12 protein-coding genes are annotated in these 14,654 nt (G+C 58.7%); 8 read left to right on the top strand and 4 right to left on the bottom strand.

Annotated elements, in window-relative coordinates:
- The first annotated feature begins 24 nt into the window (after positions 1 to 24).
- A complete protein-coding gene (locus CTP10_RS23365; protein ID WP_116321639.1) occupies positions 25 to 1,668 on the top strand; it encodes a GMC family oxidoreductase in 1,644 nt (547 codons plus the stop codon).
- 379 nt (positions 1,669 to 2,047) lie between these two features.
- A complete protein-coding gene (locus CTP10_RS23360; protein ID WP_233528250.1) occupies positions 2,048 to 2,677 on the top strand; it encodes an aspartate/glutamate racemase family protein in 630 nt (209 codons plus the stop codon).
- A 331-nt stretch (positions 2,678 to 3,008) separates the two neighbouring features.
- Here the strand turns inward: CTP10_RS23360 and CTP10_RS23355 are convergent, their stop codons facing one another.
- A complete protein-coding gene (locus CTP10_RS23355; protein WP_116321637.1) occupies positions 3,009 to 3,959 on the bottom strand; it encodes a DMT family transporter in 951 nt (316 codons plus the stop codon).
- Between the two features lie 37 nt (positions 3,960 to 3,996).
- On the bottom strand, positions 3,997 to 5,295 hold the full coding sequence (locus tag CTP10_RS23350) for a glycerate kinase type-2 family protein (RefSeq protein WP_116321636.1): 1,299 nt from the start codon (positions 5,293 to 5,295) through the stop codon (positions 3,997 to 3,999).
- Between the two features lie 186 nt (positions 5,296 to 5,481).
- Between CTP10_RS23350 and CTP10_RS23345 the strand changes: the two genes are divergently transcribed.
- The 3 genes from CTP10_RS23345 to eno all read left to right on the top strand — a co-directional run bounded on the left by CTP10_RS23345 (position 5,482) and on the right by eno (position 9,542).
- Positions 5,482 to 6,399 carry a LysR substrate-binding domain-containing protein gene (locus CTP10_RS23345; protein ID WP_116321635.1) on the top strand — a complete coding sequence of 306 codons (918 nt, stop codon included), beginning with the start codon at positions 5,482 to 5,484 and terminating at the stop codon, positions 6,397 to 6,399.
- 370 nt (positions 6,400 to 6,769) lie between these two features.
- The gene (pyk, locus tag CTP10_RS23340; RefSeq protein ID WP_199414655.1) at positions 6,770 to 8,206 is read left to right on the top strand and encodes a pyruvate kinase; all 1,437 of its coding nucleotides are present in this window, start codon (positions 6,770 to 6,772) and stop codon (positions 8,204 to 8,206) included.
- Between the two features lie 46 nt (positions 8,207 to 8,252).
- The gene (eno, locus tag CTP10_RS23335) at positions 8,253 to 9,542 is read left to right on the top strand and encodes a phosphopyruvate hydratase (RefSeq protein ID WP_271815892.1); all 1,290 of its coding nucleotides are present in this window, start codon (positions 8,253 to 8,255) and stop codon (positions 9,540 to 9,542) included.
- A 192-nt stretch (positions 9,543 to 9,734) separates the two neighbouring features.
- Here eno and CTP10_RS23330 read toward each other — a convergent pair whose 3' ends face one another.
- Positions 9,735 to 10,565, bottom strand: a complete 831-nt coding sequence (locus CTP10_RS23330) for a phosphogluconate dehydrogenase C-terminal domain-containing protein (RefSeq protein ID WP_116324073.1) — start codon at positions 10,563 to 10,565, stop codon at positions 9,735 to 9,737.
- A 762-nt stretch (positions 10,566 to 11,327) separates the two neighbouring features.
- On the opposite strand from CTP10_RS23330, the gene CTP10_RS23325 reads away from it, so the two are divergent.
- Together CTP10_RS23325 and CTP10_RS23320 are read left to right on the top strand one after the other, a co-directional pair.
- The gene (locus tag CTP10_RS23325; protein ID WP_271815891.1) at positions 11,328 to 11,807 is read left to right on the top strand and encodes a helix-turn-helix transcriptional regulator; all 480 of its coding nucleotides are present in this window, start codon (positions 11,328 to 11,330) and stop codon (positions 11,805 to 11,807) included.
- Positions 11,804 to 12,631, top strand: a complete 828-nt coding sequence (locus CTP10_RS23320) for a type II toxin-antitoxin system HipA family toxin (RefSeq protein WP_271815890.1) — start codon at positions 11,804 to 11,806, stop codon at positions 12,629 to 12,631. The genes CTP10_RS23325 and CTP10_RS23320 overlap by 4 nt, the downstream gene beginning before the upstream one ends.
- Before the next feature lie 38 nt (positions 12,632 to 12,669).
- Here CTP10_RS23320 and CTP10_RS23315 read toward each other — a convergent pair whose 3' ends face one another.
- Positions 12,670 to 13,629 (bottom strand): IS5 family transposase, encoded by a 960-nt coding sequence (locus CTP10_RS23315; protein WP_271815889.1) that lies wholly within the window; start codon positions 13,627 to 13,629, stop codon positions 12,670 to 12,672.
- A 125-nt stretch (positions 13,630 to 13,754) separates the two neighbouring features.
- Here CTP10_RS23315 and CTP10_RS23310 point away from each other — a divergent pair, with 125 nt between their 5' ends.
- Positions 13,755 to 14,168: a HipA domain-containing protein gene (locus CTP10_RS23310; protein ID WP_116323968.1), complete on the top strand. Its 414-nt coding sequence runs from the start codon at positions 13,755 to 13,757 to the stop codon at positions 14,166 to 14,168.
- Positions 14,169 to 14,654: the final 486 nt, after the last annotated feature.

Genomic DNA, 14,654 nt, shown 5'->3' with positions numbered 1-14,654 from the left:
AGCACATCAAAGAATATATCGACCATGACTGCCCCTTCTGCAAGCGCGGATGAGTTCGACTATGTAATCGTCGGTGCCGGCGCTGCCGGCTGTGTCCTTGCGAACCGCCTGTCCGCTGACAAAAGCGTGTCGGTCTGCTTGCTTGAAGCAGGCCCCCCCGACCGGAACCCGTTCATCCACATTCCGGCGGGTTTTATCAAGCTGGCGTACGATTCGCGTTACACGTGGCAATTCAAGACCGAGCCTGCCCAAGGTACCGCGGGAAGGCGCATTCCCACCACGCAGGGCAAAACACTGGGGGGCTCCAGCGCAATCAATGGATTCAATTGCACGCGTGGGCAGGCACAGGACTACGATGAGTGGGCATCTCTCGGAAATCGGGGATGGGGATACACCGACGTACTCTCGTACTTCAAGCGAAGCGAGCGGCGTATTGGAAATTTTGACCCGCGCTATCGTGGTAGCGATGGCCCGCTCCCCATAACCGATTGCGACTGGCGACATCCTCTTTGTGATGCATTCATTGAGAGCGCTCACTCAGTCGGTGTTCCTCGCAATCCTGACTACAACGGCGAGACCCAGGAAGGCGCTGGCTACTACCAGCGTTGGATCTACCGGGGACGCCGTTACAGTGCAGCCTATGCCTTTCTGCGTCCGGTGCTCGGCCGTAGGAACCTGGACGTCCGCACGGAAGCGCAAGCGACCAACATCTTAATTGAGGGGAATCGTGCAGTAGGCATTGCGTATGCCCACGGTCACAGTGCGATGGTTCGCTACGTGAAGGCTCGTCGCGAGGTCATCCTTTGCGCTGGCGCTGCAAACACGCCGAAGCTGATGATGCTGTCTGGCATCGGCAATCCTGAGGATCTAACACCACTTGGTATCCAAGTTAGACATGCGCTGGGCGGCGTTGGCAGAAATCTGCGCGATCATCACATGATACGATCGGTTTGCAGGGTCAAGAATACACAAACGCTGAATGAGACAGCACGCGGTTTGTCTCTGATAGGACAGGTCGCGCGCTGGGCGCTCAGACAGCCCAGCATTCTCTCCATCAGCCCCTCGGTGGCCTACGCTTTCTGGAAGTCGAATCCGACTCTGCAACGCGCGGACTTGCAATTTCACTTCAGTCCCGGCAGCTACAAGGAAGGGGTGGCGGGCTTGCTTGATGAGTTTCCTAGAATGACCTTGGGGTTCTATGTAATGCGCCCCCAAAGTACCGGCGCCATCCGTCTCCGCTCCAGAGACCCATCTGACGACCCGGTCATCCAGCCGAACTACATGACGCACGAAAATGACCAGCGGGCAACAATCGACGGCCTTCGGCTCACCCGTAAGATTCTTCACGGTGCTGCGCTCCAGCGGTACCGTGCGGGAGACGAGTTCCCGCCGGAGACGGCACGGTCGGACGCCGAACTCTTGGATTTTGCGCGACAGCGCGGCGGCACGGCGTGGCACCTCATGGGCACATGCAGGATGGGGCCGGTAGACCGTGCCGATTCTGTAGTTGACCCAAACCTGCGGGTGATCGGTATGGAAGGCTTACGGGTAGCCGACGCGTCCATCATGCCAACAATGCCGTCCGGTAATACGCAGATTCCGACGATGATGATTGCGGAGAAGGCTGCCGACCTCATTCTCGGGCGCGGTAGTCAACATAGTGAATGACGAGACGGCCTATACTTGCGACAACGCGAGGAAACGTGAAAGTGAATGCGATGACGCCTGGCTTTGCCGTTCGTCGTGCAATGTCGCAGGCCCGTTTCGGTCACGCTACCGGCAGGTGTTTCCAAAACGGTTGCAGTGGACGATCTTCGTATCGTTGTTTAGCATCGGGGGTTCCAGAATTGATGCTAGAACGACAGGCCGTTCGAACTGAGGTCCAAGTCGGATGCCGTTCACGCGGGCACCATCCGGATGCTGAATGGTGTCGATCTTTGACCCACGCAAAGCCATCGGAAGGTTCGGAGGATGCTGCCCAAACACTGCGGGTCACGAATCGGAGAACACTTTGCGTATTGCTTGCCTACACACAGCCGCCAGTAACGTGGATGTGTTCAATTCCGCGGCATCCCGGCTGGATGTCCGTGAGCTGTCGTTACAACATTTCGTGCGCGCGGATCTCCTCGTCGCCGCAGAAAATGAAGGCGGCCTAACTCATGCAATCCAGCGCGACACAGTGGAAGCGTTGGTGTCGCTTTCCCGCAATGTTGATGCTGTACTGCTCACTTGCTCGACGTTGGGGCCGGCAGCCGATGTCGCAGATGAAGCCGCGTCTGTCCCTGTTCTACGCGTCGATGCTGCTCTCGCCCGCGAAGCCACCCGCCTGGGTGGAAAAGTGGTCGCTCTGTGCGCTGTCCAGACGAGCATCAAGGCTACGCGCCAAGTCTTTAATGACGCCGCTGCACGCGCCGGTGCGGACGTTAGTGTTGAGTTGGTGGCAGGGGCATGGGACTATTTCAAGGCGGGCAACATTGACGGGTATCTGACATTGATTGCGAAAGCGGCACTGGCTGTGCGGCAGGCGTCCGAGTGCACGGTTGCGCTTGCGCAGGCGTCGATGGCAAAAGCCGCCGACCAGCTCCCCCGAGATCTTCGCCCCTTGACCAGTCCCGCGACAGGGCTGCTCGCTGCGGTTAGGGCTGCCACAAACGGCCAGGCAACGCGATGCACATAAGGCCGCAGGAAGGGACAACAGGGAGCCCGTCACGTGGCGTCCAACCCTCGTTCGCGGGGCGTTACGGGACGTCGTGCGCTACTGCGAACTCCGGGGAACCTGCGGGCGATGATGCGTAGCGGTTCTGAGATCGCCAGTATCTAGCGTTGTCGCCCTTGTATTGAGCAGTTTGACCACTCGCCTCCACGGCACTACCGCCAACGGTGCGCATCGTTCCGATGAAATCAATTCAGCATATACCGGCTCCTGGCTGAGTACGGACCGGACAATCCGCGATGTCCACCCTTGAGCCAACAGCGTGAGAATACGTGACTGTTGGCGGAACGTGCATTCACCTGTGACGGATGTCTGATAGGCGATTCTGGATAGTTTTGAGTGCCCCTTCCCCTCCCGCTACGCACAATCCACCGGCGCAGATGATGCCAATTCCCAACGCCGTAGTCCAATCCGGCAGTTGCGAGAATGCAAGGTATCCGATCGCCGTCGCGGAAACGATTTGCAGGTAATGGAACGGACTAAGAAACGATGCGTCAGCGTGTCTGAACGCTCGGATGATGAAGTAATGACCGAGCGCGCCGGTTACGCCGGTTGACAGCAACAACGCAGATTGCAATGGCGTCGGCCAGGCGTCGAACCAGAAGAATGGCACGATCAGGGTCGTCAGACATGCTCCCGTGATCCCGCTCTGAATGAGAGTGGTCATCGGCGGATCATGAGCTGCGACGCGTCTAGTCAGCATGTTCATCATTGCGAAGGCCAACGCAGAGACGAGCCCTAATCCGATACCAAACAGGCTGAGCTGCCCTCCTGGTCGTACCACCACCAGCATCCCGCCGAAGCCGATAGTCACGCCCGCCCACCGAACCAGGCGAACATGGCGTTGCGGCCTTTCTCCGAGCAGCCAGGGAGAAAGCGCCACAACAAAGAGCGGCGCGCAAAAATTCAACGCCGTCGCTTGGGCTAGCGGCATCAACTTCAAGACCCCAAAGAAAACCAGGGTCGACACCAGCATCATCGCGCCACGCATCCATTGCAGATCCGGGCGGGCTGGCCGCCAATAACGCTTCCAACCGGAAGGGCCCAGCAGTAAAAATATTGCAACGACATGGCCGACGTATCGTACCCAGGCAACCGCGACGAGAGATATTCCTTCATGAGTCAGGGCTTTGCTGGTAGCGTCGAGCAAGCTGAGTATCCATTGCCCGATGACGAGCAGCAGAACGCCGGCGAAAAGCTGGCGGCGGTCAGCCGAGTCTCGCAAAAGAGTCGAGGCCTGCGTCATTTCCGCTCTGCATGGTAGGCAAGCAATGAAGGGACCCTCATAGCACCAGTATGGCCCTGAAGTCATTCACGTTCGTATAGGTCGGGCCGGTGAAAAGCAGGTCGCCGAGCGGGCTAAAGTAGCCATACGCATCGTTGCGATCGAGATAGTCTTCGATTTTCTGACCCTGGGATTGAGCCCGTAGCAGGGTGTCGGGGGTCACAAATGCCCCAGCGTTGTCCTCGACACCGTCTAGACCATCGGTGTCCGCAGCAAGCGCCCATATATCCGGCCATCCTTGCAACGCTAATGTCAGCCCCATGCAGAACTCCCCTGCTCGGCCTCCGCGGCCCCGTTCCCGACCAGGCCGCGACGGTTTAACGGAAACGGTCGTTTCCCCTCCCGACAGGATGACGCACGGAACTCGGAAAGGTTGGGCTCGCCGCGCGACCGCGCGCGCAATCGCACCATGCACCTTGCCAACGTCTCGCGACTCCCCCTCTATCTCGTCAGAGAGAATGTGTACATCGAAGCCTGCTTCCCTTGCTACCCGAGCGGCGGCTTCGAGCGCCATCTGCGGAGTCGCTATCAGTCGGACTTCATTGGCCGCGAAGCACGGTGCGCCCGGCTTCGGCGTCTCAAGTTCCCCTTGCTGTAGCGCATCCCCAATGGCAACTGGTATGCTGACTCCATACCGACGCAGGATTTCCAAGGCCTGCCCACAGGTACTTTCGTCAGGTACTGTCGGCCCGCTTGCAATCGTCGAGACATCATCGCCCGGCACGTCACTGATTGCCAAAGTGATCATCCGTGCCGGTTGCGCGGCTGCAGCGAGCCTCCCCCCTTTGATCAGGGAGAGGTGTTTCCGCACACAATTCATCTCTGAAATATTCGCGCCGGAGATCAGCAACTGATGATTGATGCGCTGCTTCTCGACGAACGGCAAATCACGCGGTGGCAGTGTCAGCAAGGAAGAGCCGCCTCCGGAAGCGAGGAACACAACGAGATCATCGGCGGTTAATCCGCTCACCATTCTGAGGATCCGCGCCGCTGCCGTCAGCCCTGCTTCATCCGGCACTGGATGTGAGGCCTCCACAATCTCAATCCGACGTCGCATATCCATCGGGGTTGGCGGCGTGTGGCCGTAGCGCGTCACCACCAGGCCTTCCAGTGGAGCATCCTCCGGCCACAGCGCATCAAATGCCTGAGCCATTGCGCCGGCGGCCTTGCCGGCTCCGATGACAACTGTTCGCCCTCTCGGCGGCGCAGGCACATGAGCTTTCAACAGCTCGTGGGGCTGAGCACTGAGAACTGCAGCCTCAAAGAGGTGCCTGAGAGTGCGTTTCGGATCGTCCATGGGCGGTACAGCTCCGTTGGAAAGGCGCAGGGCCAGAGGTGGGGGCTTATGGCGATGAAGAATTTTCACGGCGTGGACGCAATTGTCTTGGGCGACTCATCGATGGGCAAACGATAAAATCTCACCCAGTCATTAAACGATGACATGCTGCACCGCACAACATCGTAGTCCCCACCCTCTCTGGACATGATTCCGCCGCTCACATCCCTGCTTGCATTCGAAGCCATTGCGCGGCGTCGCAGCTTTGCCCTTGCCGCGGCAGAACTTCACCTCACGCCTTCAGCCGTGAGCCATCAGGTTGCCCGGTTAGAGAAGCTGATTGGCCTGCGACTTTTTGAGCGCAAAACGGGGGGCGTTGAATTGACTCCGGCTGGCCAAAGTTATCTTCAACGTGTGGCTGGCGCGCTTGGCGCGATCAACGCTGCAACGGAGGATCTGCGTCATGGCGTCCAAGACGCCTTGTATCTGCACTCCAGTCCAAGCTTCGCGAGTCTTTGGCTGATGCCCCGGATCGCAAGCTTCGCTCGAAGGTACCCGAAGATCTCCTTGAATCTCTCGGTCTCGCCGGAGATTTCTGATTTTGAAGTTGGACAGGTCGATCTTGATATCCGCTATGGACTACCGAATTGGGCCGACCTGGAAGTCGAGCCAGTATTTCCAGAAGCCATTATTCCCCTGGCAAGCGAGTCCTTTCTGGAAACGCATCGGATCTCCTCACCTGCAGATCTAGCGCAGGCACCATTGATACAGTCCAGTTCCAATCTCGTGCAATGGCCGGAATGGTTTGCTAAATACCTACCCGGTGGGTGCCCGGAGCGAATGACAATGCGCTTTGATCGTTCCATGATGAGCATCGACGCAGCAGTCCAAGGACTAGGCATCGCGTTGGAGAGTGCCACGCTAAGTGGCGAGCATCTGGCGAATGGACGCCTGCGCCGCGTCTTCGGCGAGGGTCTGGGCCTTGAGGTCGTCCAACATTTCGTTGTCTATCCCGCGAGAGTTGCCGCACGCACCGAAGTCATGTGTTTTCTTGAATGGCTGCGCAGCGAGCGCAAAACGGCCGTCGAGCCGATGATTGCGCTCGATATGTCCACGCATAGTTGACAGACATTCATCGACCGCTGAATTTTCATCGCTTGCTTCGGATTGCAACAATCGCAAAAAATGAGGCCTTCCACGCGCTAGCGTAACCAGGAGCCTCAGATGGCGCTTTGGGCGCGAAAGCTATGACACGGAGAGCGTTCCCTCATCGTCCTTCGACACGTCGCCCCAAGTTTGACGGCGTTTGGCGCGTGTCAAGCTCAGCTCGGAGGCGAGAGGGGACAACAACCCCCGCGATCCATTGCCGACGACTCAGGCTCGCGTGTGCGCAAACGTCCCTTGGCACCGCGGAAATTTCTTTCCCAAACGCTGTAGCTCGCTCAGAGCCCGGCTTGGCTGCTCCACACGTCATTCTCTGGAGAACTAAATGAATTTGCGCCGTGAGCGCCATACCAAAATTGTCGCGACCCTAGGCCCTGCCACGCCGGGATCCGATGGAATATTGCGGCTATTCCGGGCCGGTGCGGACACGTTCCGTCTGAACTTCAGTCACGGTACCCATGAGGATCACGCGACACGCTTACGCTGCATCCGGGAAGTGGAATCGATTACGGGACGCCCGATTGGTGTGCTTCTGGATCTGCAGGGCCCCAAACTTCGCTTAGGGACTTTTACGAATGGTCCGGTCCAACTAATTGCGGGGCAGACCTTTCGGCTTCAACTCACACCGATCGACGGGAACGAGACGATCGCCCATCTGCCTCATCCAGAAATCTTCGAGTCACTCGCACAGGGTAACGCACTGCTGATCGATGATGGGCGCATCCGATTGCGTGTTACGTCCTGCGGGCCCGATTTCGCGGAAACGATTGTCGAAACGGGCGGTAAAGTCTCTGATCGAAAGGGCGTCAACGTTCCGGATTGTGCGCTCCGACTCTCCGCACTAACCGAGAAAGACCATCGCGATCTGAGCTTCGGATTGCAACTGGGCATTGACTGGGTTGCATTGTCTTTCGTTCAATCGGCACAGGATATCGAAGAACTCAGGGCTATCGTTGGAACCCGTGTGGGCATCATGGCGAAGATCGAGAAGCCCGCAGCGCTTACGGAGATTGAAGCTATTGTGGCTGGGGCCGATGCAATCATGGTGGCCCGCGGGGATCTTGGCGTCGAAATGCCTCCCGAGGAAGTGCCTGCAATTCAGAAGCGACTCACGCGGCTCTGTCGCGAATCCGGAAAGCCCATTGTGGTGGCTACGCAGATGCTTGATTCGATGGTCAACTCGCCAGCGCCAACCCGGGCAGAAGCCTCAGATGTCGCGACAGCCGTATACGACGGTGTCGACGCGGTCATGCTTTCAGCCGAGTCTGCTAGCGGCGAATACCCGATCCAGGCGGTTGAGATGATGTCACGAATCATTCGCAACACGGAGCGCGACAAATTGCAGCGGGATACCATGGGCGCTATCTCTGCAACGCGCCACGCTGACGCTGCCGACGCGATCGGTGCAGCCATCCGCACAGTTGCGGACACCCTGCCGCTCTCCGCGTGCGTGACATACACGCTCTCTGGAGCCAGCGCACTCAGGGTCGCGCACGAACGGCCCAATGTGCCCATTGTTGGCATGACGCCGAAGATGGAGACCGCTCGGCGTCTCGCAGTTGTGTGGGGCGTTCATGCAGTGCATGCGGAGGATGCAAAGAATGTGGAGGACATGGTCGCCCAAGCTAGCGATGTCGCTCTCGCCCAAGGCTTCTCACCCGAGTCACGCCCGTTCGCGATCGTCGCTGGCATGCCATTCGGCACGCCCGGCTCCACCAACTTGCTGAGGCTCGTCTTTCCATCACCCTCGTCGGCCCTTGCCCGTTGACCGTTTCTCCGAGCCATTTTCCAACGCATTAACCAACCAAATAGCAATGACTGCAATCGTAGACATCATTGGACGCGAGGTTCTGGACTCGCGCGGCAACCCCACTGTCGAGTGCGACGTGCTGCTGGAATCCGGCGTGATGGGCCGAGCGGCGGTACCCTCGGGTGCATCGACCGGCTCGCGCGAAGCCATCGAACTGCGTGACGGCGACAAGTCGCGTTACTTGGGAAAGGGTGTGCTGAAGGCCGTCGAGCACATCAACACCGAGATCTCTGAAGCGCTCCTGGGGCTGGACGCTTCCGAGCAGGCCTTCGTGGACCGCACCCTGATCGAGCTCGACGGCACCGAGAACAAGGGCCGCCTGGGCGCCAACGCCATGCTGGCCGTGTCGATGGCTGTCGCCAAGGCCGCCGCGGAAGAAGCCGGCCTGCCGCTGTACCGCTACTTTGGCGGTTCGGGCGCGATGCAACTGCCGGTACCGATGATGAACATCGTCAACGGCGGGGCGCACGCCAACAACAGCCTGGACATCCAGGAATTCATGATCATGCCGGTGTCGGCAACCAGCTTCCGCGAAGCCCTGCGCTGCGGCGCCGAGATCTTCCACGCACTGAAGAAGATCCTTGCCGACAAGGGCATGTCCACCGCGGTGGGCGACGAGGGCGGCTTCGCGCCGAATTTCTCGTCCAACGAGGAATGCCTGAACACCGTGGTGCAGGCCATCGAGAAGGCCGGCTACCGCGCCGGTGAAGACGTGCTGCTGGCGCTGGACTGCGCCGCCAGCGAGTTCTACCACGAGGGCGAAGGCGTGTACCAGCTCGAAGGCGAAGGCCAGAAACTGACCTCGACCCAGTTCGCCGACTACCTGGCCAACCTGTGCGACAAGTTCCCGATCGTGTCGATCGAGGACGGCATGGCCGAAGGCGACTGGGACGGCTGGAAGACGCTGACCGACAAGCTCGGCAAGCGCGTGCAACTGGTGGGTGATGACCTGTTCGTGACCAACACCAAGATCCTGAAGGAAGGCATCGAGCGCGGCATCGGCAACTCGATCCTGATCAAGATTAACCAGATTGGCACGCTCACGGAGACGTTCGCGGCCATTGAGATGGCCAAGCGCGCCGGCTACACCGCCGTGATCTCGCACCGCTCGGGCGAAACGGAAGACAGCACCATCGCCGACATCGCCGTGGGCACCAACGCTGGCCAGGTCAAGACCGGCTCGCTGTCGCGTTCGGACCGCATCGCCAAGTACAACCAACTGCTGCGGATCGAAGAGGCACTCGGTGACACGACGGCGTATGCCGGACGAGGTGCGCTCTACAACTTGCCCTAAGCAACTACAGGACTTGTGCCCGCATTACTTCGGAAACCGCCGGCACAGGTCACTTTGGAGGGTGTTAGCAGTTTCGTCTGTAATCGCCCATATTTGAGCCCTACGGCGTCTCCTCCATTCCGCCCTGCTAGAAGCGCGCCCGGGTGCCATCTCGCGGCTTGGGTTGGAACCCGGACATTCAGGTTCAGCAGCTTAGGTGATGCGTCGGATACTGTCCGCGATCTCTGCTCGGTCAAATACCTTGATCCAGTCGCTTTGCATCAAACGCGGTTTGCCGAATTCGATCGCCTTATTGCAGGCATCCGAGAACGCTCCCGGGATTTCGTTGAAAATCACCGCACCGAGAATATTCATATGCCCGAGCAGGAAATCGCGTGCGGCTTCCGCAGGCACCCCGCGGCGGACAGTTTCGTCCATCGCCTCTCGCATGACCTGGAGCAACGTCGCACATACGGTCTCTGACAGGCCCGGCTCAAGAATAGCCATCTGCTCCACCGTGAGGCGATAGGACCGAAGGATTGGTGCGTAGATCACTTTAGCTACCGCCTCGCCCAGGTCAAACGCTTCCTCCGGACCCTGCATCAGGGCGCTGGTGATGGATTGTTTGGCCGCGCCGCCCCCAAAATAGTCCCGCCGCGCTTCAGGCTCTGTCTCGTCGTTGTAGATCGGCGGATGACACGGATGGGCGACGAAGTAGACAAGGTCTGGCCGCTCGGGCAGATGGCCAGCAAACGGCGCGGCGGCATCCAGTGTCATGACCATCGTGCCAGCTTTCAGCTTTGGCGCGATTTCAGCGGCGATCTTACCGATGATCGTGTCCGGGATGGCCAGAATCACGACGTCTACGCCGTCGAGGGCTACGTCGACGCTCACGCACTCGATACCGAGTTCGCTGCGAAGTCGCTGCTGTCCCGTTTGACTGACCTCTACGTGGCTGACTCGGTAATCAGACTTCAGCAGATTTTTGGCCAGGCGCACCCCCATTTTTCCGCCTGCCCCGAACAAAGCGATCTTCTCTTTCACGTGTCTCTCCAAAGATTCAATTCAGCAGCGCAATCGACCTATCGACCGCTAGCGTAGTGACGGCTAACCATCCGAACGCTGGCGTGGTGTAATGGTATGATGAGTACACCAAAAAGCCAAGTTCTACCGGCCGGGGGTAAACCCGCACTCACCGTTGGTTCGGCGTAGCGGCGCAGAAAGCAATAAAAAAAGGCGCCCCGAAAGGCGAGCCGTTTCATTAATCTGTTGAAATCTGAGCCGGCCAGAGAACTAGGTCGGCTCGTTGCATTGGTGCCTTGGCGATGCTCGGGGTTAGCGTACCGCGCTCAAAGAACTGCTTGGGCCAGGAAGCCGGAATCAAGCACCTTCACCCTAGGCGAGAACTGCAGTGAGCCGGTGCCCCCCCGATAAGCTACCCGTTACACAGGGGTGTTGTTGATTTGTGAAATATGGATCACCTATGGCCCGCCTCTTCCGGGCGGGCCTTCTTTCTGCGCCACGTTGATTTGCGGGGAAGCTCGATGGCCCGATGGCAGAGGCGAGAAGCGGTCGGTCGACCTCGCCATCCAATTCGAATAGCCGAGGTGTCGTTCGCCCCGGCTCAACGACCGGTTTCCGGCGAGCGAATTGCCGGCTGCGCTGCCCCAAGCGGTGTCAACACTAGGCCGCCCCAGCCTCGAATTGCGAACTCAGTTTCGGAAGTCAAAAAAAATTGACATGGACTATAATGTCAATTATTGTTGACATCAGATTTTCTGAATCCAACCCGGTTAAGGGGGTCAAATGGACCATCGACGAGAGCTACATGATAAAGCGGACGCAATGCGCCGCAGAATCGGGGAAGCCTTGCGCTCCGCGCGCGAGCGACAAGGTAGCAAGCAATCCGACATCGCCCAGAAAGTGGGCGTGTCTCGGGCAACCGTCATTGCAATCGAGAGCGGCCAAAGCGTCTCGACATTGAATCTGCTCCTGATGGCGGCTGCGGTCGGCGTGAACCTTAACCCTCAACCAGACCCGGCGATCGTCACGCCACCACGTCGCCCCATGCTCAGGGAAATGATGCGAGCGGAGCGGGAGCGCCAGGCAATGCTCCAGGCGAAATTACCCAGCCGGCAGCGCGTGGGATCGGCGTCCTTTACCGCCCCAGTTTCCTACCCGGAAAGCAACGTAAGGCGTCGCCCAACGCTCAGGGAAATGATGCGAGCGGAGCGGGAGCGCCAGGCAATGCTCCAGACGAATCTCTTGCACAAAGTAGCTCAATGAGTAGCGAACTCGAGGTTTTCGTTTCGGACTATCCTGTCGGCTTGCTCAGTGAAGACATCGAGACAGGCCTGATTGATTTCCGTTACCTTCCGGATGTCCCGGATCAAATGACAGTCTCGTTACTGATGCCGCCGAGCGCACCAGCGGAAGAGTATCTTGGTTTCAACGGGGTGCCCCCACCCTTTCAGATATCCCTGCCCGAAGGCATCGTGCTGGAAGCCATTAGAACCCGCTTCGCCAAGCATATCGACGTTGATAACGATATGTCGCTGCTCCGTCTTGTCGGTCGTCACACTATCGGCCGCACTACCTTCGGCGGCCCGCTGGACCCAGACGCCACACTTCAACAAAAAATTCTGGATGCCGCCAGAACTGAGGGTGCGGCACAGCGGCTGATCGAAATTCTGAAGACATCTCCGGAGATGTTTGGCGTGTCTGGCGTCATGCCCAAGATGTCGACATTCCAGACGGAAAAGACTCGCCCCGGGACTGTCGCCGCGCACGGCTCCATCGTTAAATTCGACTCGCCCCATTATGTTGGCGCGAGTTTGGTTGAGTATGCATGCATGAAAGCATGCTCGGCAGCGGGACTAGACGTTCCTGCGATTGAATTAAGCCCGGATCGCACGTCACTGACGATGAGCCGATTTGATATCGCCCCTGACGGATCACGTCGCGGATTCGAAGATGCATGTGCGCTGTCGGGCTTGTTTCGTAGTGGGAAATATAACGGATCGATTGAACACCTGTTTGAGATGATCCGCTTCTTCGTACATCCAGACGACCAGGCGACAGATCTCGTGGCCATGGGCGTTGTTGCATAAATCAGATCTGAAAACAAAGGTTTCCCGTGCTGATGAATTTAGGCGATGCGGACGGACTGCGGGCGTGCAAGGGCCGCCATGCGGTTGAGTATGCCGACGCGGATCGCCACCTCGGCCGCCTGGGCCCCGACATCACGCGCCCACAAGCGATTACCCGTGAGTGTCTTGAGCCGGTACATCAAGTTCTCGACCAGCGAACGCCGGTGATAGCCGCTGGACGTCTTCCATTCGCGCCTGCCACTTCGGGCAATGGCATCAATGGCCTCGTTGCGCCAGACCGCACCGGACGTGGTCTGCGGCCATGGCATCGCTCCCTCACGCGGCGGAATCGACGGTTGCGCGCCTCGCGCGGCAATCGCCGCGTGACATTGCTTCGTGTCGTATGCGCCATCGCCACCGATGGTGTCGATTGGCGTATCGGTGGGGATTTGATCGAGCAACTCGGGCAACACGTCAGCGTCGCCAACGTCCTGATGTGTCATCAAAGCTGCGCTTACCTGGCCGGTCTTGGCGTCCATCGCCAGATGCACCTTGCGCCAGGTGCGCCGCTTCGAGTAACCGTGCTTGCGCACCTTCCACTCGCCCTCGCCGAATACCTTCAGGCCAGTGCTGTCGACCACCAGATGCAGCGACTGACTGGCGCGCTGCACCGGCAGCACCACGTTCAGATCCTGGGCGCGCCGACTCAGAGTCGTGTAGTTCGGGACTTGCAAATCGGCGAAGGCGAGCTTGCGAAGGCTATGTGCAAAGCCCTGCAGCGCACGCAACGGCAGACGGTACACCTGCTTGATTCCGAGCAGCATCTGAATCGCCGCGTCCGAGTAGACGTGTGGCCGGCCACGCCTGGGCGACGCCGCCTCGGGCGCTGCATTCATCACGCTTTCATCGATCCACATCGTGACGTCGCCTCTCGCGATCAAGCCTGCGTTGTACTTTGCCCAGTTCCTGACACGGTAGATCCCCTTTGGCTCTCCCCGCTTGTGTTCGTCCTTGCGCATCTCTCGGGCAAAAATCGAGAATCTACGCAGTTACCCGAAGAGTTAACAGGGGCGCCGCCCAGACCGTTGCGCGTAAACGTCAGGGCCCAGCCAGACACCCGGATTTATGCAACAACGCCGTGGCCATGCTGAAACTGGTCATGATGAACGACGCACTACGCAACGGCGATGCACATCTAAAAAACTTTGGTTTGGTCTATGACGATGTCATGCGCCCGCGGCTCTCCCCCGTGTACGACGTACTCACCACCCAGGTATGGTTTCCGCAAGAGGTGCCCGCGCTAGCGATGCAAAAGACCGACCCGAGGGGTACGGAAAAATGGCTGGATCAGCTTGAGCTGGAGCGCCTCGCCTCTCTCAGTCATTGCCACAATGTTGACATCGTTCAAATGCAAGCACAGTGTCGCGAGATCGCATTGCAGAGCATGGCGACGACCTTGGATGAGTGCCCAAAATGCCCGCCGCGCAAAGCGCTTGAGCACGCCTTGAAGATTATCGAGGGGGCACTGCCTGTGCCATCATCATCTGCTAAAACATAGTTGAATTATAATGGTTTAAGTGACAGTGTTGCTTCCACTCCTAGCTCAATAAAAGCGTCACTTCGGCTCAGTCCGTATTAAATCTGACACTTTGCGTCACCGCAGGCCTTGCCGGAATTTCAGCCGCTTGATCAGCAAGAGTGCAGTTTCGTCGAAAAACGCGGCTACATCGCTGATACCCGTTAGCGACAGGGCCGCGCCTTTTCGGCAAGATCGTCGCATGCATGCCGCTATCAGTGGCCGCTCTCGGGCGATACGTCAGGCACTAGCCGGCCAGGAAGGGTCGTTGGATTTGCGCTGGAGAGGCGCGGTAGATTCGTCGAAGGCTGAGATAAGGAGGACTATGGCGCTTTATTTTGATCTCGCGCACGGAACCAAGCCGCTAGCTAACGCAGGTAATTTCCCTTGGCCTTACGACATCGCTGTGTGCTTTGAGTTAGTGTCCCGCATCCAATAGCATTCAGCGAGGGCGTTGGTCATGGCGCC

It is taken from the genome of Cupriavidus sp. P-10, from assembly GCF_003402535.2.
Lineage (GTDB): Bacteria > Pseudomonadota > Gammaproteobacteria > Burkholderiales > Burkholderiaceae > Cupriavidus.
The sequence above is the reverse complement of the archived record's forward strand: the minus strand, read 5'-3'. Positions and strand labels throughout refer to the sequence as shown.

Excerpts from the sequence above, each read along its gene's own strand:
- CTP10_RS23365 (WP_116321639.1), top strand. The coding sequence starts at position 25 with ATGACTGCCCCTTCTGCAAGCGCGGATGAGTTCGACTATGTAATCGTC.
- CTP10_RS23355 (WP_116321637.1), bottom strand. The coding sequence starts at position 3,959 with ATGACGCAGGCCTCGACTCTTTTGCGAGACTCGGCTGACCGCCGCCAG.
- CTP10_RS23350 (WP_116321636.1), bottom strand. The coding sequence starts at position 5,295 with ATGGACGATCCGAAACGCACTCTCAGGCACCTCTTTGAGGCTGCAGTT.
- CTP10_RS23345 (WP_116321635.1), top strand. The coding sequence starts at position 5,482 with ATGATTCCGCCGCTCACATCCCTGCTTGCATTCGAAGCCATTGCGCGG.
- eno (WP_271815892.1), top strand. The coding sequence starts at position 8,253 with ATGACTGCAATCGTAGACATCATTGGACGCGAGGTTCTGGACTCGCGC.
- CTP10_RS23325 (WP_271815891.1), top strand. The coding sequence starts at position 11,328 with ATGGACCATCGACGAGAGCTACATGATAAAGCGGACGCAATGCGCCGC.
- CTP10_RS23320 (WP_271815890.1), top strand. The coding sequence starts at position 11,804 with ATGAGTAGCGAACTCGAGGTTTTCGTTTCGGACTATCCTGTCGGCTTG.
- CTP10_RS23315 (WP_271815889.1), bottom strand. The coding sequence starts at position 13,629 with ATGCGCAAGGACGAACACAAGCGGGGAGAGCCAAAGGGGATCTACCGT.
- CTP10_RS23310 (WP_116323968.1), top strand. The coding sequence starts at position 13,755 with ATGCTGAAACTGGTCATGATGAACGACGCACTACGCAACGGCGATGCA.